The following is a 25,424-nucleotide window of genomic DNA, read 5'->3' as shown; positions in this document are numbered from 1 at the left end:
ATATTATCAGACGCTATTTAAAATAAATAATTTTTATTACACCATTGAATAATTTGGTAATAAATGTTAGAATATAACATATCATTTTGAATGTCAATTCAATCTGATAGAAATGAATCAATAGAAAAAACAAGGAAAAAGGAGGCGTAGATTTTGTTAAATAAAGAAATTGTTGCAAAAATTAACAAACAGATCAATTTTGAACTGTATTCGGCATACATCTATCTGGATATAGCAAACTATTATGCGGACAGTAATTTAAACGGTTTTGCTAACTGGTTTAAGATCCAGACCCAGGAAGAGCGGGATCATGCCATGCTCTTTATGAATTATTTACTTAACAACGGCGAAAAGGTTGTACTGGAAGATATTAAGGCTCCTGATTTTGTTTACACGGATTTCCGCCAGCCGGCCATGGCTGCCTATGAACATGAGGTGAAGGTAACGGCCTCCATTCATGATATTTACGGAGCAGCTTACGAATTAAAAGATTTCCGTACCATGCAGTTCCTTGACTGGTTCGTAAAAGAACAGAATGAAGAGGAAAAAAATACGGACGAGATTATAAAGAGATATGACTTATTTGGAAATGATCCCAAGGGATTGTATTTGCTGGATTCGGAGTTGACGGCAAGGGTTTATACGCCGCCTTCTCTTGTAATTTAACCTCAGCAAGCAGGGTAGCGGATTGTGAATATCCGATTGACTCTACACGGTATCATAACCATAAACAAAAGAAGAGCAGTCTCTGCCATGATAGAAGCAATATTTCATGGCAGGGGATGCTTTTTCTGTTTTTACCGCAAAAAGCTGCCGCTGCTTTAGAAACAATCTGGACAAAGGGGGAAAGATGTTTGTGGCAAAACAAAGGGAGAAGGTGGAATTGCGCTACTATGTGATTCCGGAGACGGAAGTGGTTCTGGCTCTATTGGGGGAGGATTGGATCCGGGAATATGGGAAAGATATCAAATACCTTCATTTTCACGACCTCATGGAAATCGGATATTGCCACTGGGGGGACGGAGAAGTGGTCCTGGGGCAGGAACGCCTTCCTTTTTCCAGCCATTCCATGATGATCGTACCGCCAAGGCTTCCTCATACCACGAACACTGTGGAGGGGACAAAGGGGTATTGGGAGTGGATGTACATTGACCTGGAAAAAACAGTATCTGAAGTGTACGGCCATGACCCGGTGCACCAAAGCACCATATTAAAAAGGCTCCATCGAACCGGATACCTTCTGTCAGGAGAGGACAATCCCGGCCTGTCCAGACTGACTTTAGGGATTATGGAAGAAGCGCGGCATAAAAAGCCTTATTACAAAGACAGCATACGGGGCTATCTTAATGCTTTTGTGGTGGAACTTCTGCGGCTTTCCGATGATGAGGAGCGGATCGTAGGAGGCAGGGGCAGTGACGCCGTTTTAGCAGGAGCCCTGGATTATGTTGCCACGCATTATCACCAGGAAATCAAGGTCAGCAGTCTGGCAGAGGCCTGCAACATGAGTGAAAGCCATTTCCGCCGTGTTTTTGAAGAGGGAATGAATATGAAGCCTTTGGACTATATCAACTTAATCCGGGTTCAGAGTGCCTGTGAACTGCTGAAAAAGACAGGGAAATCCATGGAAGAGGTTGGGGAGGAGTCGGGATTTGCTTCAATTTCTGCATTTAACCGGAATTTTAGAAAAATATTAAATGTTTCCCCTTATCAATGGAAAAAATCAAAAGAAAATTATGAAGGAAAGCTGCTCCACTACAGAATCAGCGCTCAAAAAGGCTGGGATTAAGGGAATAATGATCGAATATGCGCATTTTTTAATTGAATCTAAAGACTTTAAATCAAAAAACATTGGTATAATGAATTTATCATACAAGCCAAATTTTTTATGAAAGAGGAGGAGTTTTGATATGAAGAGAAGATTTGCATCCATATTATTGGCCGGAGCCATGATGGCTTCCCTGACAGCCTGCGGGAGTTCTGGCGGTGCAGGACAGAATGCAGGAGGAAAGACAGGAGATGGGGCTAAGGCCGCAAACGAACTGACTGTCTGGTGCTGGGATCCTGCATTTAACATTTATGCAATGGAAGAAGCGGCAAAGGTGTACCAGAAAGATCATCCGGATTTCAAGCTGAATGTAGTGGAGACGCCCTGGGCTGACGTGCAGACCAAGCTGACGACGGCGGCTACTTCTAAAAACCTGGATACTCTTCCTGATATCCTGTTAATGCAGGATAATGCATTTCAGAAGAATGTAATCAGTTACCCTGACGCCTTTAAGGATTTAACCGGAAGCGGAGTTGATTTTTCAAAGTTCCCAAATGCTAAAACTGCCTACTCTGTTGTAGATGGGAAAAACTACGGAGTTCCCTTTGATAACGGAGCTGCGATTGCAGCCTATCGTACCGATGTTTTAAAAGAAGCCGGATATACGGAAGCAGACTTTACAGATATTACCTGGAGCAAGTATCAGTCCATGGGTGAGGAGATTTTAGCAAAGACAGGAAAACCTCTGTTATCCTGTACAGCAGGAGAGTCTGATCTGATCATGATCATGCTCCAGTCCGCAGGAGGAAGCCTCTTTGATAAGGACGGGAACCCAAGCATGGTTGGAAATGATAAGCTGAAAAAGGTTATTGAAACCTATGTTTCCCTAGTTAAGAGCGGCGTGCTTGTGGAAGTCAATGACTGGGATCAGTATGTTGGAACTATGACAAACAGCACTGTGGCAGGAACGATCAACGGCTGCTGGATTATGGCGAGCATCCAGACAGCAGAAGACCAGTCCGGCAATTGGGCGATTACCAATATCCCGAAGCTTGAGGGAGTAAACGATGCAACCAATTATTCCAATAACGGTGGTTCCAGCTGGGCAGTAACTGCCGGAAGCAAGAATTCGGAACTGGCCGCAGATTTCCTGTCAAAGACCTTTGCAGGAAGCATTCCTTTCTATGAGACCATTCTTCCAAAGTCCGGAGCACTGGCAACGTATCTTCCGGCAGCGGACAGTAAGGTTTATGGAGAACCTCAGACATTCTTCGGAGGAAAGCCGGTATATGCACAGATCACAGAGTTTGCATCAAAGGTTCCTTCCAATAATACAGGCGTTTATTATTATGAGGCCCGTGATGCGGTTGCAACTGCCATTACTCATGTAGTCTCAGGAGCTGACATAGATTCAGAAATTAAAACAGCAGAAGATACAGTTAAGTTTGCAATGGGTAAATAAAAATAAGAGGGAGGAGGCATTTCAGTGGGAAATTCAAAGAAAAAGCTGTCCTTAGGCCAGAAGCAGAGCCTTGCGGGCTGGACATTTTTAACGCCTGCAGTCATCCTGATTGCGGTTATGAGCTTTCTGCCCATGATCCAGGCACTGTTCCTTTCCTTTCAGACAGGAATCGGCGCGGCAATGAAGTGGACAGGCGGGACCAATTATGTAAGAATGTTCAAGGATCCTGTTTTTATGCAGGCTCTAAAAAACAATTTTATTTACCTGATCATACAGGTTCCGATCATGCTTGTATCGGCTCTGGTCCTGGCTTCTCTGCTGAACAATAAAGACCTGCGGTTCAAGGGGCTTTTCCGTACTGCGATTTTTCTGCCCTGTGCAACCTCCCTCGTATCCTATGCAGTAATTTTCCGTTCCCTGTTTGCAGTGGATGGGCTGGTCAATATCGTTCTGATGAAGCTTGGAATATTGACCACAGGATACAACTTCCTGGGTCATCCAAATTCTGCAAGGATCGTAATTATCCTTGCCCTCATCTGGAGGTGGACAGGCTATAATATGGTGTTCTATCTATCCGGCTTACAGAATATTGAGTATTCCGTGTATGAAGCGGCAAAAATTGACGGAGCCTCTCCGTTTCAGTCCTTCTTCCGGATTACGATTCCGCTTTTAAGGCCCACCATTCTGCTGACGGCCATCATGTCCACCAACGGTACCCTGCAGCTGTTTGATGAGTCCGTGAACTTAACAAACGGCGGACCGGCTAATTCCACCATTACCATGTCTCACTATATTTATAATGTATCATTCAAGTATGTGCCAAACTTCGGGTATGCAGCTTCTATGTCTTACCTGATCCTGATTCTGGTGGCAGTTCTTGCATTTATACAGCTGAAGGTAGGTGATAAGCGTGACTAAGGGAAAAAAGTTTTTTGCATATGCATTTTTAACCATTGTCTCTGTCATCTCAGTGTTTCCCCTGTACTGGATGATGGTTGCGGCTACCAATAAAAGCGTGGATGTGACCAGAGGGACCCTGATATTCGGAACAGCACTTTTTGACAATGTGAAGAAGCTGTTCGCTTCCCAGAATGTTGCCACAGCCCTTGGGAATTCCTTTAAATATTCCATTATCATGACGTTTTTCTCCCTGCTGGTCTGTTCCATCGCAGGATATGGGTTTGAAGTCTTTCATGACAAGGCAAAGGACCGGGTTATGAGCGTGATCCTGCTGGCCATGATGGTTCCCTTTGCAGCAACCATGATTCCCCTTTACCGGATGTTTTCAAGTGCAAGGCTGTTAAACAGTACCCTGGGATTTATCCTTCCCACCATATCCACCCCGTTTCTGATTATGATGTTCCGCCAGAGTGCAAGATCCTTTCCGTCGGATATCATGGAGGCGGCAAGGCTTGACGGGTTAAGTGAGTTCCAGATTTTCTACCGGATGTTTCTGCCTACCATGCGCTCCACTTATGCGGCAGCTATGACCATTACCTTTATGAGCGCCTGGAACAGTTACCTTTGGCCTAAGGTGATCATGTCCGATGCAAGCAGCATTACCATGCCAATGCTTGTGGCCAATTTAACGGAAGGATATGTGACCGATTATGGAATCCTTATGCTGGCAGTATTAGTCTGCACCATTCCTACAGTAATCGTTTTCTTCCTGCTGCAAAGAAGCTTTGCAGAAGGTATCACAGGAGCAGTAAAATAAAAAGAAATCAAATCAGATGCCGCGGCCGGCTTCCGGATATGGAATCGGCTGCGGTATTTTTATGAAGAAAAGGAGCAAGAAAATATGAAAAATCTTGGCATATGGCACGGAGGGGATTACAGCCCGGAACAATGGCTTCAAGAGCCTGAGATTCTTGAAAAGGATTTGGAATATATGAAAAAGGCCGGGATCAATACGGCTACCATGGGGATGTTTGCCTGGTCCTTCCTGGAGCCGGAGGAAGGAAAATTTGAGTTTTCCTGGTTAAAGGAACGGCTGGATCAGCTCTATGAAAATGGAATATACACCATCTTGGGTACCCCATCCGGTGCCCGTCCCAAATGGCTGGCAGACAAATATCCGGAGGTACTCCGGGTGGATGATACAGGGAGGCGCCAGCGTTTTGGGGGACGTCACAATCATTGTTACACCTCTCCTGTATACAGGGAAAAGGTAAAACGTATCAATGAAAGGCTGGTAAAGGAGTTTGGCTCTCATCCAGGAGTTCTTCTTTGGCATCTTTCCAATGAATACGGCGGTGAGTGTCACTGTCCATTGTGCCAGGATGCGTTCCGGAAATGGCTGGAACAGAGGTATGGTTCCATCGACCGCTTAAACAGGAGCTGGTGCACAGCATTCTGGAGCCACGGCTATCAGTCCTTTGACCAGGTGGAAAGCCCCTCCGCCATAGGAGAGAGCATGGTACATGGATTAAACCTGGACTGGAAACGGTTTGTGACGGATCAGACCATGGATTTTGTCCGGTGGGAGGCTGCCTCTTTACGGGAAGCGGGAGCAAAACAACCTGTTACCACCAATTTTATGTATGACTATCAGGGACTTAATTACCGGAAGCTTTCTCAAGCAGTGGATGTGGTTTCCTGGGACACCTATCCTTTGTGGCACAAAGAAAAGGAGATTCTTACGGCCAGGGACAACGGCATGCAGCATGATTTCATGAGAAGCTTAAAGAAGAAACCGTTTCTGCTCATGGAATCCTGTCCAAGCAGTACAAACTGGCAGGGAGTCAGTAAGCTTAAAAAACCCGGCCTTTTAAGGCTGGCTTCCTGGCAGGCAGTTGCCCACGGGTCGGACAGCGTCTTGTATTTTCAGATCCGCCAAAGCCCGGGAAGCTCTGAAAAATTCCACGGAGCAGTCATTGACCATTATGGAAAGACAGACACCAGAGTATTTGAGGAGGTCAGCTCCATAGGAAAAGAGCTTGCCCTTTTAGGGGAATTGTACGGGACAGGAGTGCGGCCCAAAGCAGCCCTGATCTATGATATGGAAAACCGCTGGGCAATGGAAGATGCACAAGGTCCAAGAAATAAAGGGCTTTATTATCATGAGACCTGTGTAAAGGTCTACAGCGCTATAAAAAAGCTGGGATTTAATGTGGATGTGATTACCATGGATGACGGCCTGGAGGATTACCAGCTTGTGGCCGCTCCTATGCTTTACTTATACCGCAGCAGGATTGAAGAAAAAATCGAATGGTTTGTCCGTAATGGTGGTCAGCTGGTAACGACCTACTGGTCCGGAATTGTGGATGAATCAGACAGGTGCTTTCTTGAAGGTGTTCCCCATGGGCTCCGGGAAGTGGTAGGGCTTCGCAGCACGGAAATCGACGGACTTTATGACTGGGAGAGCAATTATATGGTTCCTGCCTCCGGAGAAAAAGGAGACCGGTATGAGTGCCGTAATCTCTGCGATCTGGTAAGGCTAGTAGGAGCAGAAGTCCTTATGGTATATGAAAATGATTTTTATAAGGGATATCCGGCCCTTACGAAAAATCACTATGGAAGTGGAACTGCCTTTTATGTATGCGCAGATGCCGGGCAGGATTTTTATGATGATTTATTTTGGAATGTGACTTGTGAAGCCGGAATTAAACCTCTTGTGGAAGGGAGGATACCGGAAGAGGTTGAAGTGACTTCAAGGGAATCGGATCAGTATGAGTATCTGTTTTTTCAGAATTTCAGCCAAAAACCGGTTGCGCTGGAACAGAAGCTTTTGGACTGCCTTTCAGAAGGAGCGGTTCTTCTTGGGGAGATTTCAGGGAAGGGTGAAATAGAATCTTATGGGACGGTGATTATTAGAAGAGATCTGCACCAAAACTGAAGGAATATCCCGAATCGATATCAGTAGGAACAGGTAAATGAGGAATACCGGGGAAACGGCTGCTTCAGGCTGTTTCCCCGGTATTTTCTTGAGAAAATTACTTTATGGATTCTGCGATGGTATTGGCCAAAGCACCGATATCAGCCAGCTGATCCTCTTTTACAGAAGATTTGATGGTAATGGTCTGATCCAGTATGGTCATATTTTTCATTTCAGAAATAATCTCAGTCATTTTCTTGCCTGCCATGATACCCCAGGAACCATTTTCCATAAGGGCAACGGTGCGGTTTTGTACGTTATGGGCTTTCATATCCAGAAGCAGGTGTTCCATGCTGCTGAAAATACCTCCGTTATAGGTGGCTGATGCAAATACCAGATGGCTGCAGCGGAATGCTTCTGAAATGAGCACAGACGGATGGGTATTGGATACATCATACATGACAATGTTGCGGATGCCGCGTTCTGCCAGACGGCATGCCAGGATGTTGGCGGCATTCTCCGTATTTCCGTAAATGGAGCCATAGGCGATCATCACAGCATTCTCTTCCGGAGTATAGCTGCTCCATTTAAGATACTTATCCATATACCAGCAAATGTCGGAACGCCATACAGGTCCATGAAGAGGACAAAGAAACTGAATGTCCAGATCAGAGATTTTCTTTAAAAGAGTCTGGGTAGACGGGCCGTATTTTCCTACAATATTGGAATAGTATCTTCTGGCTTCATCAAGCCATTCCCGTTCAAAATTTACTTCATCTGCAAATAAGTTTCCGTTCATTGCGCCAAAGGTTCCAAAGGCGTCGGCTGAAAATAGAACCTTGTCCATGGTATCGTAGGTGACCATTACTTCCGGCCAGTGAACCATGGGAGCCATATAAAATGTAAAGGTATGTTTGCCGGAGCAGAACGTGTCCCCCTCCTTCACAATGACAGCTCTGGAATCAACGCCGAATTCGTAAAACTGGTTGATAATCGGGATAGTCTTGGCATTGCAGATCACCTTTACATCCGGATATCTTCTGACCATTTCACCCAAAGTGGCACAGTGGTCCGGCTCCATATGATTTACAATGATATAATCCAGATTCCGCCCTCCAAGGACTGCTTCCACATTTTCCAAAAACTGTCCGGTGATAGCCCGGTCAACAGTATCAAAAAGAATGGTTTTTTCATCTAGCAGGACATAGGAGTTATAGGAAATCCCTTTCGGAATGGGGTAGGCGTTTTCGAACAGGGCAAGACGGCGGTCACTTCCCCCAACCCAGAACAAATCATCTTTAATAGTTTTTACACAATACATGGTGCAGCCTTCCTTTCTTTCGTTCATACTAATCCATCTATAGAAGTATACTATAAATTTCGGAAAATGTCATTGTGTTTTTTAAAGGCCAATTTGTGTGTTCAGCTTAAGACCGGCTCAATATATACTTCTACAACGCCTCCGCATACCATGCCTTCGTCCTCTGCGTTGCCCGGAGTCATGTCAACCTTCATTAATACCGGCTTTTTATCTCTGGCAACTTCTCTCGCTGCGGTACACACCTCAGATTCCACACAGCCGCCTCCGATGGTCCCAATGGTGCTCCCGTCAAGCATCACAACCATCTTTGAGCCTACATCCCTGGGAGCGGAGCCTTTTCTGGAAACAATGGTGACAAGGGATTTTGGCATGTCAGATAACTCCTGGGAAGTGAGACCGTCAAGGATTTCCTTTGGGTAGCCAAAGCTTTTTTTACTTCCGTTCTTTACCTGAATGATCTCCGCCATAATTGCCACGGCGATTTCCTCCGGGGTCTGGGCGTTGATCTTTAGTCCGATGGGTGTGTAAACCTGGTCAAGCAGCTCTCTGCTGATTCCTTCGTCTGCTAAAAAATCCTTTACAAGCCTTACCCTGACTTTGCTGCCGATCATACCGATGTAGGCATTTTTTTTGCCGATGATCTGAGATAAACAGTCCTGGTCATACCGGTGTCCTCTGGTGACGATGATAAAGTAATGGCCGGTGCTTCCCTTGATCTCTTCTAAGGCTTCCCTAAAAGGCTTGCAGATAACGGTGTCAGCCCCTTCTTTTCTTGCGGTATTGGCAAAAGATAACCGGTCATCAATCACTGTAACATGGAATCCCAGCATCTTTCCGATTCTGATGATTGGGATGGAAATATGGCCGGCTCCGCATACAACCATATACTTTTCTCCTGTCACAAATTCGCAGAACAGAGTGCTGTCCTGAGATTTTATGGTCTGGGTTTTGTCTATGCTTTTTAAATCCTCTGAAAAAGCATCAAACGCTTTTTCGTCTCCCTGCCTGCAGATGATTTCTCCATTCGACCACAGGGCTTTGGCTCCAAGCCCCTGTCCTTCAACGATTGTCAGGCTGATTAAGTTCGTGTTTTTATCGGCATTTTTTAATTCTTCATAAAAACCTGCTGTCATATGAGTACTCCTTTTGCTGCCTCGCGCTTTTGTAATAAAAAAGGGCGGTATACATTCCGCCCTTTTTTGGGTATTCTGGTAACTATTTATTTTGCTGGCTTTGGTTTACGGTAGAACGTATTGTCCAAAGGAAGTTTGTAACGGAATACACCATCCTTCTTGAAATAAGCATTCTGCAAAGCAGGTGCTCCCATAACACATACGATCTCGCCTACGCCTTTTGCTCCAAATGCTACATCAGATGGATTCTTTTCAATGAACCGTACGTCAACAGGAGGCATCTGAGGTGCTTTAAAGAGGCCTAAAGTACCTAATTTAGCCTGTGGAATGCCGTCCTTTAATGGGAAGTCCTCTGTCAGTCCATAACCAAGACCCATTGCAACGCCGCCTTCTACCTGGCCTTCTGCGGCAAGAGGATTGATGGCTTTGCCTATGTCATGGGCTGCAATTATATTGACAACTTTTCCTTCAGTGTCAAGAACATAAAGCTGAGTTGCATAACCATAAGCAATATGGCTTACGGGGTTTGGTTTGTCGCTGCCGATAGGATCTGTCTTAAAATCAAATTCGCCATAATATTCTTTGCCTTCCAGATCACTTAAGGAATGTCCTGCATCCAAATCCTCTTTCAGTTTCATTGCGGCAATGTGGATTGCTTCGCCTGTAAATACGGTCTGGCGGGAGGCGGTTGTGGTTCCGGAGTCTGGTGTGTATTTTGTATCCGGATGTCCAACGATTACCTGTTCCGGTGCAAGACCTGTGGTCTGACAGACCATCTGTAAGGTTATGGTCTGAAGTCCCTGGCCGATAGCAGCAGCAGAAGAGCCTGTAACAACTTTTCCGTCACGTACTCTTAAGATACAGCGGCCTACGTCTGCAAGACCGACACCGATTCCTGCGTTCTTCATGGCAGATGCAATTCCTACGAAATAATTTGGGTCTGCCTCATATTTTTCAAAATCTTCTTTTACTGCTTCCAGGGTTTCCAACATACCGGTGCCTTCATCGGCGATCTGCCCGTTAGGAAGGGACTGGCCTGGTCTGATGGCATTGCGGTAACGGATCTCCCAGCCGGATATTCCCATCTGATCTGCTAACTGGTTGATTAAAGCTTCCGTTGACATACAGGACTGTGTTACGCCGAACCCGCGAAATGCACCTGCAGGCGGATTGTTGGTATAGTAAGCATCCCCTTCGATGTCCACGTTCTGGTAATTATATGGTCCACCTGCATGGGTACAGGCTCTTTGAAGTACCGGACCGCCTAAAGATGCATAAGCTCCCGTATCAGAGAGAAGCCTTGCCTTCATACCCTGGATAATACCGTTTTCATCACAGCCGATCTTGCAGTATATTTCCATGGCGTGACGCTTTGGATGATAATTAATGCTTTCCTGACGGGAGAAGGATACTTTTACAGGTCTCTTTGATAAATAAGCACAAAGAGCAGCCTGATGCTGAACGCTCATATCTTCCTTTCCGCCGAAGCCGCCGCCGACAAAAGCACTCTGAATTCTTACTTTCTCCAGAGGGAGGCCAAGATATGCACTTAATTCGTGATGTTCATCATAAATACCCTGTGCTCCGGTAATTACCTTAACACCGTCGCCATCAGGAATACCAACAGCAGTTTCCGGTTCCATGAACGCATGCTCTGTTGGAGGAACGAAGAAGGTGCCTTCTGCAACATACTTGGAATTTGCAAGAGCTGTCTCTGCGTCACCCCGTTTTACCTCCTCGTGATCAAGAAGGTTATTTACCGGAGTTCTGAATTTGCCAAAATGCATAAAGCCTTCGCCATGTACCTGATGAGCGCCTGGTACCATGGCTTCCTTTGGGGAGCGGATTGGTTCTAATTCTTCACAATCTATTTCTACGGCTTTTACTGCCGCCAACGCCTGTTCCATCGTTTCTGCCACAACAATAGCAAGGGTGTCGCCGATGCATTTTGTCTCTTCGCCTACATCGATCATACCGGGCCAGTCATGTGCCAGATGTCCGATATACCTGTCTCCAGGAATGTCCTTTGCCGTATAGACAGCGACTACGCCGGGCATTGCAAGAGCCTTGCTGGTATCGATTCCATTTATTTTAGCGCGTGCATATTTGGTGAACACGTTCTTTCCGTAAAGCATGCCTTCCAGATAATAATCATCCGCATATTTGGCAGTACCCAGTGTTTTTGCTTCCGCATCCACACGGCAGGTTCTTTCTCCTATGGCAGCAGTCTGCTTAAGTTCAGGAACCTCTAAATTTTCATTGAACATTTTTGCTGCAAGCAAAATGCCGTCTTCTATTTTGGTATAGCCTGTACAACGGCAGATATTTGTGCGGATCGCCTGTTTTACATCATCTCTGGTTGGATTGGGATTCTGGTCAATTAAGCACTTGCCGCTGATCACCATGCCCGGAATGCAAAAACCGCACTGTACGGCGCCGGCTGCCGCAAAGGCATAGACAAAGACATCCCGTTCTCTCTGTGTAAATCCTTCTATGGTCTGCACCTTCTTGCCCTCCAGTTTGGACAATTTCAGAATGCAGGCACGGACAGTCTTCCCATCCACAATTACTGTACATGTACCGCAGGCACCTTCTTTACAACCGTTTTTAACGGAAGTAATACCAAGTCTGTTTCTGAGAAAATCCATTAATGTTAAATCTTCTTCTGACTGGTAATCCTTGCCGTTGACATTTACTACATACATGACAATACCTCTCTCTCTTCATTCTTAGTTGATATTATATAATTCCGCACATTGTTTTTAACAATACTCTCTTGCATAATTTTGTTAAAAATGGCGTTGTGATTCTTCTTTCTCATACATTTTAACATATAAATGATACAAAAACAATTGATATTCCACGAAAATATAAAAAATTTTTAGTCACATACAAAAAAAGTTAGAACATGCGTTTTTTCGCTTAAACAGGAGGTTTCCTCGCTTTTATTTATAGATAAAATCTATAAATAGAGCTGGAAAATAAAGGTGTTTTTAAGGGGTATCTAACAAATTTTTATATACTGGAAAAATATTTTGAACTTCAAAAATATTGCAAATTTTACTCCGTGTGCTATAATGAAAAGAGACTAAGAATTGATGTCCTCTGGGCTTTTGCCTGGAGGATGTTTTTTTACAAAAAGGTGTGAAAGAAGTAAGGAAAAAGGAGGCGGAAGATGGGCGGAGAAAAAGAAAACATTCTGGTGAGTGCCTGCCTGCTGGGAGTCAATTGCCGCTATGACGGCGGAAATGGCAGGCAGGAGAGCCTGATCGGGCTTATAGAGAAATACAATTTCATACCGGTCTGTCCGGAGCAGCTTGGAGGTTTAGAGACGCCAAGAGAGCCAGCGGAGCAGATTGTTAAAGTCGTAACAGGTGATCACGATGAGATCCGCGTGGTGGACCGGTCTGGAAAAGACGTGACAGACAGCTTTATAAAGGGAGCAGAGGAAACCTTGAAACTGGCCAGGCTATATGGTTGTAAGCGGGCAATTTTGAAGGAACGGAGTCCGTCCTGCGGCCATGGTTGCATTTATGACGGGACGTTTTCAGGGACAAAGGTTCCAGGAGACGGGGTGACCGCAAGGCTTTTGGAAGAAAACGGAATCCTCGTATCGGGAGAAAGCAGCATAGAGTCCTTTTAAAGGAAACAAAAAGCTAAAATTTTATAGATAAGGAGACGCAGGCGCTATGAATACAGCAATCACAAGACAACAGGCACTGGAGTTACTTAAGAAATATAATAAGGAACCGTTTCACCTCCTTCACGGTCTGACCGTGGAAGGGGTAATGCGCTGGTACGCAGGAGAAATGGGTTTTGGATCAGAGGAAGAATTCTGGGGAATCGCAGGGCTGCTTCATGATGTGGATTTTGAACAGTTTCCCGAGGAACATTGTATAAAGGCCCCGGAGCTTCTATCCGAAATCGGTGCGGAAGAAGAACTCGTTCATGCCATATGCAGCCATGGCTACGGCATATGTTCTGAGGTAGAGCCGGAGCATATGATGGAAAAGATCATGTTTGCAGCGGATGAGCTGACCGGACTCATCGGAGCAGCCGCCAGGATGCGCCCTTCAAAAAGTGTTATGGACTTAGAAGTCTCAAGCCTTAAGAAAAAATTTAAGGACAAGAAGTTTGCGGCAGGCTGTTCCAGGGAAGTGATCGCGTCAGGCGCAGAGAATTTAGGCTGGACTCTTGATGAGCTGTTTGAAAAAACCATCCTCGCCATGCGTTCCTGCGAAGAGAAGGTAAACCAGGAAATGGAAGAGTAAGTTTATGCATGAAAATGGAAAATTATGCATGATTATCGAAAAATACTTGACAGCTGATACCAATTAGGATATTATTTCCGTTAAATATGTAATGATAACCTGTATCAGAGGAGATATGCCTATGAAAAAAGTTGTGAAATTCGGAGGAAGCTCTTTGGCCAGCGCAAAGCAGTTTAAGAAAGTTGGCGAGATCATCCGCGGGGATAAGAGCAGACGGTTTGTGGTGCCATCAGCACCAGGCAAGCGAAATGACAAGGATGAAAAGGTGACTGATCTGTTATACCAGTGTTATGATGGGGCAGCAGATGGAAAAAGCTATAAAAAGATTCTGGAAAAAATCAAGGAGCGTTATATGGAGATCATTGACGGACTTCATATTAATCTGAATCTGGATCATGAGTTTGTGACCATTGAAGAAAATTTCCTTAAAAAGGCTGGGCGTGATTATGCGGCTTCCAGAGGAGAGTACTTAAATGGAATGGTGATGGCGGAATACTTAGGCTACGAATTCATTGACGCAGCTGAAGTGATTTTCTTTGATGCAGACGGTAATTTTAATGCAGAGCTTACCAATAAGGAGCTTTCAGAGCGCCTGGAACATGTGGAGAGAGCTGTGATTCCGGGCTTTTACGGAGCGAAGGAGGATGGGACCATAAAGACCTTTTCCAGAGGCGGTTCCGATATAACAGGCTCCATTGTTGCAAAAGCCATTCATGCGGATATGTATGAAAACTGGACGGATGTTTCCGGTTTCCTGGTGGCTGATCCCAGAATCATCAAGAATCCTGAGGTCATTGAGACCATTACATACCGGGAGTTAAGAGAGCTTGCCTATATGGGAGCCAGTGTTCTTCATGAGGATGCCATTTTCCCGGTGAGAAAAGAAGGAATCCCAATCAACATCCGGAACACCAATAAGCCTGATGACAAAGGAACTTTAATTGTGGAGAGCACCTGCAGAAAGCCTCATTATACCATTACGGGAATTGCAGGAAAGAAAGGCTTTTGCTCCATCAACATTGAAAAGGCCATGATGAATGCGGAAGTTGGTTTTGGGAGAAAGGTTCTTGAGGTATTTGAAAAGTACGGCATTTCCTTTGAGCATATGCCGTCAGGAATCGATACCATGACCGTTTTTGTTCATCAGTCAGAATTTGAAGATTATGAGCAGTCTGTCATTGCAGGGATCCACAGGGCCGTAGAACCAGATTTCCTTGAGATGGAATCAGACCTTGCGCTGGTGGCTGTGGTAGGCCGTGGCATGAAGGCGACCAGAGGGACTGCCGGAAGAATCTTTTCGGCCCTTGCCCATTCCAGGGTAAACGTAAAAATGATTGACCAGGGATCCAGCGAACTCAACATCATCATTGGCGTAAAAAATGCTGATTTTGAGGAAGCGATCAAGGCAATTTATGATATATTTATCACGACTGAGGTTTAAGAAAGAAAGACAGGCTAAAGGAAGTACCTGACAGCCTGTCTTTTTTCTTGTGCGCCTTAAGAGCATTGCTTAAAGCCAAGGGTGCTGTCTGAGGTCACCAATTGATGGACCAGTGGGATGAATGATATTGACATCAGGGGATATCATAAAAACGGAAGGGATTAAGGTGAGCGGGCGATATGAAATTTGATGTTTATAAACTGGCGGATAAATATAAGCTGACAGATACGGAAACCCAGATATTAAATTATATTCTGGAAAATAATCAACAGGTACTTCATATGGCAGTACGTGAAGTTGCAAACCAAAATTTTGTATCTGCTGCAACGATCATCAAATTATCAAAAAAGATGGGATATACCGGATATACTGATATGATATACCGTCTTAATTTTATGATTACGAGTCATAGGAAAAATAGAGAAAGACTGTCGGATATTACCAGCTTTATAAGCGATATACCAGATGAATTACTAAATGATTTTATGGGCCAGTTAAAAAAACACAGAAATGATATTATTTTAGTATCTGCTACCGGATTTTCCTCACCACTGGCGGAATATATAGAGCGTAAGCTATTGGTAACCGGTTTCCGGGTTATTAAGACCAATGCCTATGCAGTATATGATAAAAACCGTCTTGGCGCATCACTTGTTATCGTAGTTTCCAAGAGCGGGGAAACAGATACCATTGCAAAGCTTGTTGACTACGCAAATGAAAATCAGGTGGATATTGTATCCTTTACAGGAGAACAGAGCAATTATATTGGCCGTACGTCTACCGTCAATATTCCGATTTTGGATGATAAGACGCTGGATGACCGGAATCTGCAGTCCAATTATTTTTATGCAAGGGTGATTGTGGTATTTGAATATTTAATGAGCCAGGTGTTAGAAGAACTGAATGAGTGCCAGTAAAAGACGCCCATGGCAGACAAACGAAGGAAGAGAGCCGTTTCCGGCTCTCCTCCTTTCAATTACCTGATCAGATACATTCTGGCTTCATACGGCCTGAGCACATCTGTAAGGCCTTCATCCGTATAAGAGCTGATTAACTGTTTTTTCTCACGGTCAAGCTCTTTCGGCAGCTGCAGATGAACTGTTTTATCGTAAAAATTACAAATTACAAGCAAAGTAGTTTCTTCCAGTGTACGGGTATAGGCAAACAGATCGGGATCCTCCGGCATCAGAAGCCGGTATTTCCCATCTACGAATACGTCGTAGGTTTTTCTTAATTCAATTAACTTCTGGTAAAGGTGAAAAATAGAGTTTTCATCTGCCATTGCGGCCTCTGCATTAATTTCGGGATAGTTTGGATTCACCTTGATCCAGGGAGTTCCATCTGTAAATCCAGCTTCTCTGCCATTATTCCACTGCATCGGTGTTCTCGCATTATCCCGGCCTTTTGTATAGATAGACTCCATGACATCTGCTTCATTATATCCGGCCCCGGTTCTTTCCCTATAGATATTTAACGTTTCAATATCCCGGTAGTCTTCCATATCATATCTTACATTGGTCATTCCAAGTTCTTCGCCCTGATAGATATAGGGGGTGCCTTGCATTCCATGAAGGAGGATTGCAAACATTTTGGCAGATTCTATTCGATATTCCTTATCATTTCCCCAGCGGGATACAATTCTCGGCAGATCATGGTTATTCCAGAACAGGCTGTTCCAGCCTTTGCAGTAAAGGGATTCCTGCCAGGTGGATAAGGCACGCTTTAATTCCAGGAATGGAAGAGGGGCTATGTCCCATTTTTCCCCGCCCTTTTTCTGGTCAAGGCAGATATGCTCAAACTGGAATACCATGGAAAGCTCACTGCCATCCGGATTGCTGTAACGAACGGCATTTTCCGGATTTGCACTCCATGCTTCACCCACGGTGACTAAATCTCCTTTCTGAAAGGTCTCCCTGCTTAATTCCTGTATAAATTCATGGAGCTTTGGCCCATCCGCTGTGATCATCCGGTCAGGCTCCTTGGCAATTAAATCGATGACATCCAGCCGGAACCCGCCGACTCCTTTCTCCATCCACCAAAGGATCATATCCTGTATCTCCCGGCGTACTTTTGGGTTATCCCAGTTTAAATCCGGCTGTTTCACTGAAAACTGATGGAAATAGTATTGCCCAAGTTCCGGAACCCACTCCCAGGCGGAGCCTCCAAAAGCGGCTCTTAGTTCATTTGGAGCAGTTCCTTCCACGCCATCCCTCCACACATAATAATCATGATAGGGATTATCCTTACTTTTTTTCGCCTCTGTAAACCATGGATGCTCATCGGAAGAATGGTTTAAAACAAGGTCCATGATAATCCGGATCCCACGGCTGCCTGCTTTTACAATCAACTCTTCCATGTCTTCTAAATTCCCGAACATTGGATCAATATCCTGATAATTGGATATATCATAACCATTGTCATCCTGTGGGGAACAATAGACCGGGGAGAGCCAGAGAGCATCTGCTCCAAGTTCTTTCAAATAATCAAGTTTGGAGATAATCCCTTGAAGATCTCCGATCCCATCCCCGTTGCTGTCCTTAAAGCTTCTGGGGTAAATCTGATATATAACCGCTTGTTTCCACCATTTTCTGTCCATATTCTTTTTCCTTCCGTTAAGCTTTTACAGATCCGCTAGTCACTCCTGCGATGATCCATTTCTGACAAAAAACATATACCGCTAAAACTGGCAGCAGCACCATCAAATACGAGGCAAAGGCAAGGTTATACTGCGTGGAAAACTGGCCTTTAAACACATACTGGGCCAACTGTAAGGTTTGCTGGCTTGCATCGCTCAGCAAAACAAGGGGCATCAGGAAGTCATTCCAGGTCCACATAAAGGACAGGATTGCCACTGTAGCGCTCATGGGCTTAAGAAGCGGAAATATAATGCGCCAAAAGGTCTGGAACGTATCCGCCCCGTCGATCCTCGCCGCCTCCTCTAATGCCACAGGCAGGGATTTGATGTAACCTGAATAAAGAAACGTATTCATGGGCAGTCCGAATATAATATAAATTAATGTGATGCCATAGATGTTATCCAAGTGAAAGGCTGAGGCCTGTTTTACCAGGGGAAGCATAATCACATTAAAAGGGATAAACATGGCGCTGATAAAATAATAATACATGAGATTGAAAAATCTGCTTTTATCCTTATTCCGTATAATGGCATAAGCCGCCATGGAATTAGTCAGGATGGTAAACACCAGATTGATGCTTGTGATAAAAAATGTATTTAAGAACTTCTTTGGATAGTCGGTAAGCACCCATGCCCTGGAAAAATTCTCTAAGTGCAGGGAAGTGGGAAGTGCCAGTACATGTTCCATGTCTGACGGTGATTTCAATGCTATTACCACCGTAATATAAAGGGGGCCCAGGATAACGAAAACAGCGATTGCCGACAGAAGGATTGTCAGGAGCCAATTGGTCTTTTCTTTCTCTTTCATCAGTTTATTTTCGCCTCCCTTTTTTCTAAAATCTTTAGCTGGAATACGGAAATTGACGACACTACCAAGAATAAAATAACGGCATTGGCTGACTGGTAAGCAAACTGTCCGCCATCAAATCCCCGCTTATAAATCAACATGGAGATCGTAGTGGTCGCAGTTCCGGGCCCTCCCCCTGTCATTGCCATAATCTGGTCAAATGCCATAAGAAAACTCTTAACACTTAATACCATATTGATGGTAAAGAAAGGAGCGATCAGCGGGAAGGTGATCTTGATAAACCGCTGGAGGCCTACGGCACCGTCAACGGATGCCGCGTCATAAATATCCTTATCCACCGTCTGAAGGCCGGAGAGATAGATCATGGTGTTAAAGGCCATGGATTGCCAGACGGTAACGAACAAAACCCCAAGCCATGCTTTGCTGGTACCAAGGATATTGACACTCAGCCCATCGATACCCGCCAATTTTCCAAATCCCGGAATGATATTTCCAAAGATAAAGTTAAATACAAAACCGATGATCAGAGTACCCAGCATATATGGCAGGAAATACAGCGCCTTTAAAAAATTCTTTCCACGAATTTTCCCATTGAGCCCGCATGCCAGCGCCAGACTTAATACGTTGACAAGGACAGTGGCGGAAAGTGCAAACTGAAAGGTAAAGCCATAGGCCTGCTTTATGGAAGGATCCTTAAAAAACTGCAGGAAATTTTTAAAACCGATAAATTCCCAGTTCCCATAGCCCTTCCAGTTGGTAAAGCTGTAAAAGATACCTTTTAGAAAGGGAACCGTATGGAGTAAAAAGAACAGTGCTGCCACGGGAACCACCATAAGATAGAACGCTGGACTGATATGGTTACTTCTATGTTTATTCAATGCCTTATCCTCCTTTTACCAGGCTTAACGGGTATTGAGGATATCATATTGTTCATCGCACTTTTTCAGTATTGCAGCAATGTTTTCGCTTTCATCCATACCATTTGCCTTGTTTAAGAAAAACTCGGATAAAATAGCAGACAGATTATAACCGTTGGGATAATAATGGTCTACAAAATCCGTAACCTTTCCATCTGCAATATCCTTTGCCAGTCCGGCCACCGAAGCATCCTCCTGTACAACGCCTTCCACCGGAGAAAATGCAAACTGCTCGTTAATGTAAAGCTGACTGTTTTCCGGTTCCAACATAAATGACACAAAACGCTTGGCAGCTTCCGGGTTTTTGCATTGGTTTGTCACCATAAGCATGACATCGATTCCGGATACAACCTTATTTTTACTCTTATCATTGGTTGCCGGATAAGCAAACATATCAAGATTAATGGATTCATTGGTTTTTTTGATTTCAGGTACGGTCCACACGCCGTTAATCAGCATTGCTGCTTCGCCATTTGCAAAGCTGCGGTTTCCGTCATCATAGGAAGTTCCCATAAAATCTGCCTGGGCATAATTCACCAGAGTGCTGTACTTTTCCAAAACTTCTTCATGGGTGCCAAGGAAAGTGGTGGTTCCTTCTTTCTTCGCATCTAAAAAGCCTTCAGGCTGTGTTGCCGGCGCCAGAGAGTTCCAGGAGGGTAGGATGGTCCAGCTATCCTTAAAGCTTAATTCAAAGGGCTGGATGCCTGCTGCGGACAGCTTTTCACATACCTCAATGAGCTCATCCCAGGTCTCCGGAATCGTTACACCTGCTTTTTTAAACAGATCTGCATTATAGATAATTCCAGAAGCGTTGGCAGCAAACGGGATGCCGTATGCTTTTTCTGCTTTATCCCCATTGATATCATAGACCATCTGCATATATGAATCGTTTATGGTCTTTAAAACCTCCTGATCGCTTAAATCCAATAAGATCCCTGCTTCTGTAAGTTCCGTATAGATGTTATCGCCGCCATAGGCAATGATATCCGGCAAATCATCCTTAGTCATCCTGGTTTTTAATACAGTTCCCGCATCTGCCGGGGAATTTAAGGTAACCTGGACATCGGTATTTTGTTTGTTGAATTTGTCCACGAGCTTTTGCATGGTGGATACATTTTCCATCTTTGATGAGAAAAACTCCAGGTGTGTGACTCCCGAATCGGAACTCTTGCCTGAGGTTTTACCTGATTCACTGCATCCCGCAGCAAGCATCGCTGCCAGAGAGCAGGTCAAACCAACTGCCAACATTTTTTTCATTTTCATATAAATCATCCTCGCCCTTTCTGTTTCCTGTTATTTGGTGGTTCCATTATACAAAACAAATTGTGGCCACCTATATAAGGTATCTGAGATGTTACGTAAAACATTTTTTACCTTTTTTCTACCTGGGCGCGATATTGCTCGGGAGTCATCTGATAAAGGCGCTTGAAGGTGTGGATAAAATAGGAGGTATCATTATAGCCTACATAATCAGCGATTTCGTTTATCTTAAAAACTGTATTTTTTAAAAGCTCCTTTGCCCGTTCCATGCGGTAGGTAATTAAGTATTTGGAAAAATTCATCCCTGTTTCTGATTTAAACAGACGGCTTAAATAACTGGAATTCATAAAATACTTATGGGCTGCCAGTTCATTTAAGGAAATCTCGTACCGGAAGTTAAGGGATACGTAATTCTTGATCTCTTCGATGATGCTACCTTTTTCCACCTGGGAGCCGCAGGTGTTTTCCAGAATTTTAAACATATACCGCTCAAGCTCTTCCATGGTCCGGAACTGATAAAGATCTGATTTGAAGGAAAACAAAAGATACCGGTTTACCTCTTCTGATTCAGAAGAAGCCTCCCTGCTACAATAGGCTCTGCTGATCACGGAAAAAATCTGCATGATACCGCTGTATAAGGAATATACATTCCAGCTTCCCTCCTTGCATTTTACAAAAAACTGTTGGAGAGCAGCCTCAGCCTGCTGGTAGCTTCCCTTCATCACACTTTCGTAGATCAACAGCTCCTCCTGCTGTGTCAGGATCTGTTCCATAGAAAGCTCCGGTTCATATTCAAACACTCTGGTTTTTTCATCAAGCAGTCTTCCGTTGATGGCATAAACGCAGTCCCGGTATGCATCTCCCAGCAGTTCTTCCCCTTTATAAACCCTGCTTATGCCACAGGTGATTTCTATTTTCCTATGGGATAGTTCCTGCTTCAGACGGAGTAAAAACTTTTGATCCCACAGCACCTCCTGCCCGTCAAACTTCATGGCGATCACCTCATCCGGCTGCTGAAAATAAAAGACCTGGATATTGGCGTGGTCTGATGCGGATTCTAAGAATTCTGCCAAGATCTTTGCCTCCTCCCGGCTCATACGCTGTTTCCCTTGCAATAAGAGCATCTGGTAGGAGCGTTCCCTTAGCTGTCCGCCGCACAGGTTACGGAAGGTATCCATCAGGGCCCGGTTTGCCAGAATGCCGGAGATATTCACATATTGGAGGGATTCCTGCAAAAGCCTCCGGTCCACCTGTTTTTCAAGCAGCCTTTTTTTTTCTTCTCTGGTTTCTGTAATATCCCGTATGGCCTTTTCCAGTTCCTCGGGTTTTACCGGTTTGGTAAGGTAATACCGGACCCCATATTTCATTGCTTCCTTGGCGTAGTTAAAATCTGAATAGCCGCTTACGATAACCACATCCGTTGCCGGGCAGTGTTCTTCTACATATTTTGCGAGGGACAGCCCGTCCATTTCCGGCATGCGGATATCGGTTATCACAAGGTCTGCGTCCTCGCCGGCAAGATAATCTGCCGCCTGTTTCCCGGTTTCGGCTTCCAGACATACGGTGATATCCATATCAATCTTAGTTAATAGTTTAACGAGCATTTTTTTTGCGTAATATTCATCTTCCGCAATGATGACCTTCATTCTAACCCTCCTTCGTTCTCTTGATCCGCATGTGAATGCAGGTAAAGCTTCCGTACCGGCTTTCCACCACAATTCCGCAATCTTCTCCATAAAAGTTTTTAAGCCTTGCATTAACATTGGCTAATCCGATGCCAGTTCCATCCTCTCCCAGCAGGGTGTTGGCTTTTGTATTCCATAATGCATGGTTTAATTCATCCACCTTCTCTTTTGACATACCGCACCCGTCATCGTACACGGAAATCATAAGATAGTCTTCCGAGTCCGGTGATACGGAGATTTTTAAAAAGTCCTGGTCCCGTTTACTCTTAAACGCATGTTGTATGGAGTTTTCCACAATGGGCTGCAGGATGAATTTAATAACCCCATTATTCTCGTATTCCCCGGGGATATCATACTCCACTGCAAAGCGCCCGGGGAACCGGATGGACTGGATTCGGATATAGTTCTTTAGCTGAATCACTTCATCCTTTACGGTTACAAAATCAGTCCCTTTTATGTTATAGCGGAACATATCCGACAGGCTTTCTGTAATGGCTGGGATTTCTTCGATTTCTTCCAGCCTGGCAATGGCTGTAACCGTGTTCAGCGCATTATACAAAAAATGGGGATTGATCTGGAACTGAAGCATTTTAAGCTCTGCCTGCTTTTGATTGATCTGCATAATATACAGTTTGGTAATGCTGTCATTGATCCTCTTTCCCATTTCATTATAGATTTCAATTAAGTTTCCGATTTCATCCTCCCTGGGCTCTAATCCTGTTAAAAGCTTTACTTCTCCCTGCCTTGCCTGGTTCATGGTTTCTGCCAGTGCTTTGATCGGCCGGCTGACCTGCTTGGATAATATGAGGCTTAAGATCCCGGCTGCAGTCAGGATAAGCATCACCCATGCCATGACATTTAGCATGCTTTCCATGCTGGTGTTGATCAGCAGGTGCTTTGGGATATACTGCACCAGATACCAGCCGGTGGATTCATTTTTTAAAACAGCAGCAATGCAGAGGGTACCATTTAGAGAAAGCTGCCCTGATCCCTTTCCGGAGGCCTCAATCTGCTCCAGATGAGGAAAGGCCTCCAGCTTTTCCTTTTCTGAAAGGTCGGTCTCCAGATTGATGTGGGCGTTTCTGGAATTATAGATGACCTGGTTTTTATATACAATGGCAAAGGAAGACGCCAGACCGTCAGCTGCATCAGTGGAATTAAAATCTTTTGCAATGGATCCAAAATCCAAGTCTGCCAGCAGATATCCATAGGTTTTATACTCGCCGATATCCGAAAGCTGGTGGTATACCGTTACCAGGGAATAGCCGGTATTGCCTATTTTCTGGGGATAAGGGATTGTATAGTATTTCTGGCTCTTTGATTTCCAATCAACACTTTCGATGGCCTTCCATGCATTTTTTATATAATCCTCTGATATATTGTTTATGCTGCAATAGGTGTCTCCTGCAGATGTCAGGATGGTTGTCCTTTGTACATGGGGATTGATGACCGTGAGCATTTTTAGAACGGTCTGCATATAATAGTCTCTTTCGTAACGGTCTTTGGGGGACATGTTACTGGACTTTTCATGGAGTATGACATTGATCTTGGGATCGATGAGATGCAGAAGATTTAAGGAGCTGTTATTTCCCATGGCAATATCTAAGTTCATGTTTTTTTGCTGGTTAGACTGTTTCATGTACTCGATGTTGTAGGTAAGGGCAGAAGAGACCCCCTGAATATAGCAGATGGCAAAAATAACCACGGTAAACAGCAGTAAGAGCAAATAGGTAAGCAGTATTTTGGACTGAAAAGATAATCTTCGGAATCGTTTGAGCATAGTATTCCTCCTGGTATTCTGGCTTGGTTATGTTACTAAGTGTACTATAAACATAACTTCTTGACCAGTATGCTTTTGCTTGAATCCCTTTCCCTCCCTGTGTTATGATACACGTAATATACCGTATATTTAACCGAATCAGGCAGGGAAGCGGATTGCGTAATATACCTGACGAAAAGGCATAAAAACGGCCGGGAAATGAGGATAATCATGAATCCAGAGACAAAATCCAAATTAAAAGAGGGACGTCCCCATGGTACCAGTTCTTTTCCATGTGGAATCTACCGGACACAATCAGCGCAAAAGGGCATCTTAGTAAAGCACCACTGGCACGAGGAAATTGAAATGATCCACTTCCTTAAGGGACATTTTCGCTTATTAGTCAACATGGAGTCCTATGAAATTACGGATGAATGTATTTATTTTATCAATCCGGGGGAGCTTCATGGAATCATCAGTGAATCCAAAAGCTTAAAAGAGGAACATGCCATCGTGTTCCAGCCGGGTCTTTTAAGCTTCGACGCTTATGATTCCGCTCAGATGTACTTAATCAATCCCCTAAAAAACAATAAACTTTCCTTTCCCAGATGCCTTCAGCCAGATCATCCGTCTTATGCTTCTATCCTGGAGTGCTTTAAGAATGTTACCGATTCCTTTGGCGGAGAGGAAGGCTTAGAGCAGGAGGAAGACGTTTTTGAAGCTGTGATCTCCCAGCTTCAAATCAAAGCTTCCCTCCTTAAAATGCTTGCCACTTTGTTCCAGTTCCACCTGTATTCCGATTCCCACCGCAATACGGATACGCGGGTAGAACTGATCAAAGCCTCTATTACCTTTATCAGGAACCATTACAGGGAAAAGATTTATATCCGTGACCTTGCTTCTCTTGCCAATATGAACGAACAGTACTTCTGCCGCTTTTTTAAAAAGGCCCTTGGCAGGACTCCCACCGAATACATCAATGATTACCGGATCCGGAAGGCAATCACGTTGCTGGAGACAACCGACCTGCCGGTCATGAACATATGCCTGGATTCCGGTTTTTTTAACCTTGGAAATTTTTTAAAAATATTCCGGAGGTATACCGGAACGACTCCCTTACAATATCGGAAAGAAAAGTCAAAATAGTGAA

General features: G+C 44.4%; 20 protein-coding genes. 11 read left to right on the top strand and 9 right to left on the bottom strand.

Annotation, left to right across the window (positions count from 1 at the left end; translation table 11 throughout):
• The first annotated feature begins 153 nt into the window (after positions 1-153).
• The 6 genes from BMW45_RS01245 to BMW45_RS01220 all read left to right on the top strand — a co-directional run bounded on the left by BMW45_RS01245 (position 154) and on the right by BMW45_RS01220 (position 7,065).
• Positions 154-666 carry a ferritin gene (locus tag BMW45_RS01245; protein ID WP_054790660.1) on the top strand — a complete coding sequence of 171 codons (513 nt, stop codon included), beginning with the start codon at positions 154-156 and terminating at the stop codon, positions 664-666.
• Positions 667-856: 190 nt separating this feature from the next.
• Positions 857-1,786, top strand: a complete 930-nt coding sequence (locus BMW45_RS01240) for an AraC family transcriptional regulator (RefSeq protein ID WP_166433257.1) — start codon at positions 857-859, stop codon at positions 1,784-1,786.
• 121 nt (positions 1,787-1,907) lie between these two features.
• Complete coding sequence (locus BMW45_RS01235; protein WP_092240196.1) at positions 1,908-3,227, top strand: ABC transporter substrate-binding protein; 1,320 nt, start codon at positions 1,908-1,910, stop codon at positions 3,225-3,227.
• Between the two features lie 24 nt (positions 3,228-3,251).
• Positions 3,252-4,145 carry a carbohydrate ABC transporter permease gene (locus tag BMW45_RS01230; RefSeq protein ID WP_025231633.1) on the top strand — a complete coding sequence of 298 codons (894 nt, stop codon included), beginning with the start codon at positions 3,252-3,254 and terminating at the stop codon, positions 4,143-4,145.
• On the top strand, positions 4,138-4,944 hold the full coding sequence (locus tag BMW45_RS01225; protein ID WP_025231634.1) for a carbohydrate ABC transporter permease: 807 nt from the start codon (positions 4,138-4,140) through the stop codon (positions 4,942-4,944). The genes BMW45_RS01230 and BMW45_RS01225 overlap by 8 nt, the downstream gene beginning before the upstream one ends.
• An 84-nt stretch (positions 4,945-5,028) precedes the next feature.
• A complete protein-coding gene (locus BMW45_RS01220) occupies positions 5,029-7,065 on the top strand; it encodes a beta-galactosidase (RefSeq protein WP_092240195.1) in 2,037 nt (678 codons plus the stop codon).
• Between the two features lie 97 nt (positions 7,066-7,162).
• Here BMW45_RS01220 and BMW45_RS01215 read toward each other — a convergent pair whose 3' ends face one another.
• The 3 genes from BMW45_RS01215 to xdh all read right to left on the bottom strand — a co-directional run bounded on the left by BMW45_RS01215 (position 7,163) and on the right by xdh (position 12,203).
• Complete coding sequence (locus BMW45_RS01215) at positions 7,163-8,365, bottom strand: FprA family A-type flavoprotein (RefSeq protein ID WP_092240194.1); 1,203 nt, start codon at positions 8,363-8,365, stop codon at positions 7,163-7,165.
• A gap of 101 nt (positions 8,366-8,466) precedes the next feature.
• On the bottom strand, positions 8,467-9,498 hold the full coding sequence (locus tag BMW45_RS01210; protein ID WP_092240193.1) for an XdhC family protein: 1,032 nt from the start codon (positions 9,496-9,498) through the stop codon (positions 8,467-8,469).
• 86 nt (positions 9,499-9,584) lie between these two features.
• Complete coding sequence (gene xdh / locus BMW45_RS01205) at positions 9,585-12,203, bottom strand: selenium-dependent xanthine dehydrogenase (RefSeq protein WP_092240192.1); 2,619 nt, start codon at positions 12,201-12,203, stop codon at positions 9,585-9,587.
• A gap of 470 nt (positions 12,204-12,673) precedes the next feature.
• Between xdh and BMW45_RS01200 the strand changes: the two genes are divergently transcribed.
• The 4 genes from BMW45_RS01200 (at position 12,674) to BMW45_RS01185 (ending at position 16,127) form a co-directional block, all read left to right on the top strand.
• On the top strand, positions 12,674-13,141 hold the full coding sequence (locus tag BMW45_RS01200; protein ID WP_092240191.1) for a 2-thiouracil desulfurase family protein: 468 nt from the start codon (positions 12,674-12,676) through the stop codon (positions 13,139-13,141).
• 46 nt (positions 13,142-13,187) lie between these two features.
• Positions 13,188-13,769: a hydrolase gene (locus tag BMW45_RS01195; RefSeq protein WP_092240190.1), complete on the top strand. Its 582-nt coding sequence runs from the start codon at positions 13,188-13,190 to the stop codon at positions 13,767-13,769.
• Between the two features lie 121 nt (positions 13,770-13,890).
• Entirely contained in the window at positions 13,891-15,210 is a 1,320-nt protein-coding gene (locus tag BMW45_RS01190; RefSeq protein ID WP_092240189.1) for an aspartate kinase, read from the top strand.
• Between the two features lie 179 nt (positions 15,211-15,389).
• Positions 15,390-16,127, top strand: a complete 738-nt coding sequence (locus BMW45_RS01185; RefSeq protein ID WP_025231646.1) for a MurR/RpiR family transcriptional regulator — start codon at positions 15,390-15,392, stop codon at positions 16,125-16,127.
• Between the two features lie 59 nt (positions 16,128-16,186).
• On the opposite strand, the gene BMW45_RS01180 is transcribed toward BMW45_RS01185, so the two are convergent.
• The 6 genes from BMW45_RS01180 to BMW45_RS01155 all read right to left on the bottom strand — a co-directional run bounded on the left by BMW45_RS01180 (position 16,187) and on the right by BMW45_RS01155 (position 24,295).
• Positions 16,187-17,806 (bottom strand): glycoside hydrolase family 13 protein, encoded by a 1,620-nt coding sequence (locus tag BMW45_RS01180; protein ID WP_092240188.1) that lies wholly within the window; start codon positions 17,804-17,806, stop codon positions 16,187-16,189.
• Positions 17,807-17,822: 16 nt separating this feature from the next.
• Positions 17,823-18,653, bottom strand: a complete 831-nt coding sequence (locus BMW45_RS01175) for a carbohydrate ABC transporter permease (protein ID WP_025231648.1) — start codon at positions 18,651-18,653, stop codon at positions 17,823-17,825.
• Positions 18,653-19,531, bottom strand: coding sequence for a carbohydrate ABC transporter permease (locus tag BMW45_RS01170; protein ID WP_330390638.1), 879 nt, complete (start codon positions 19,529-19,531; stop codon positions 18,653-18,655). The genes BMW45_RS01175 and BMW45_RS01170 overlap by 1 nt, the downstream gene beginning before the upstream one ends.
• Before the next feature lie 24 nt (positions 19,532-19,555).
• Complete coding sequence (locus tag BMW45_RS01165) at positions 19,556-20,833, bottom strand: ABC transporter substrate-binding protein (protein WP_242882853.1); 1,278 nt, start codon at positions 20,831-20,833, stop codon at positions 19,556-19,558.
• A 107-nt stretch (positions 20,834-20,940) separates the two neighbouring features.
• Positions 20,941-22,476 (bottom strand): response regulator, encoded by a 1,536-nt coding sequence (locus BMW45_RS01160; RefSeq protein ID WP_166433256.1) that lies wholly within the window; start codon positions 22,474-22,476, stop codon positions 20,941-20,943.
• Position 22,477: 1 nt separating this feature from the next.
• Complete coding sequence (locus BMW45_RS01155) at positions 22,478-24,295, bottom strand: sensor histidine kinase (RefSeq protein WP_092240186.1); 1,818 nt, start codon at positions 24,293-24,295, stop codon at positions 22,478-22,480.
• Positions 24,296-24,505: 210 nt separating this feature from the next.
• Between BMW45_RS01155 and BMW45_RS01150 the strand changes: the two genes are divergently transcribed.
• Positions 24,506-25,420, top strand: a complete 915-nt coding sequence (locus tag BMW45_RS01150) for an AraC family transcriptional regulator (RefSeq protein WP_092240185.1) — start codon at positions 24,506-24,508, stop codon at positions 25,418-25,420.
• Positions 25,421-25,424 lie beyond the last annotated feature (4 nt).

It is taken from the genome of Lacrimispora sphenoides, from assembly GCF_900105215.1.
GTDB lineage: Bacteria > Bacillota > Clostridia > Lachnospirales > Lachnospiraceae > Lacrimispora > Lacrimispora sphenoides_A.
This window is presented reverse-complemented; position numbering and strand designations above follow the sequence as displayed.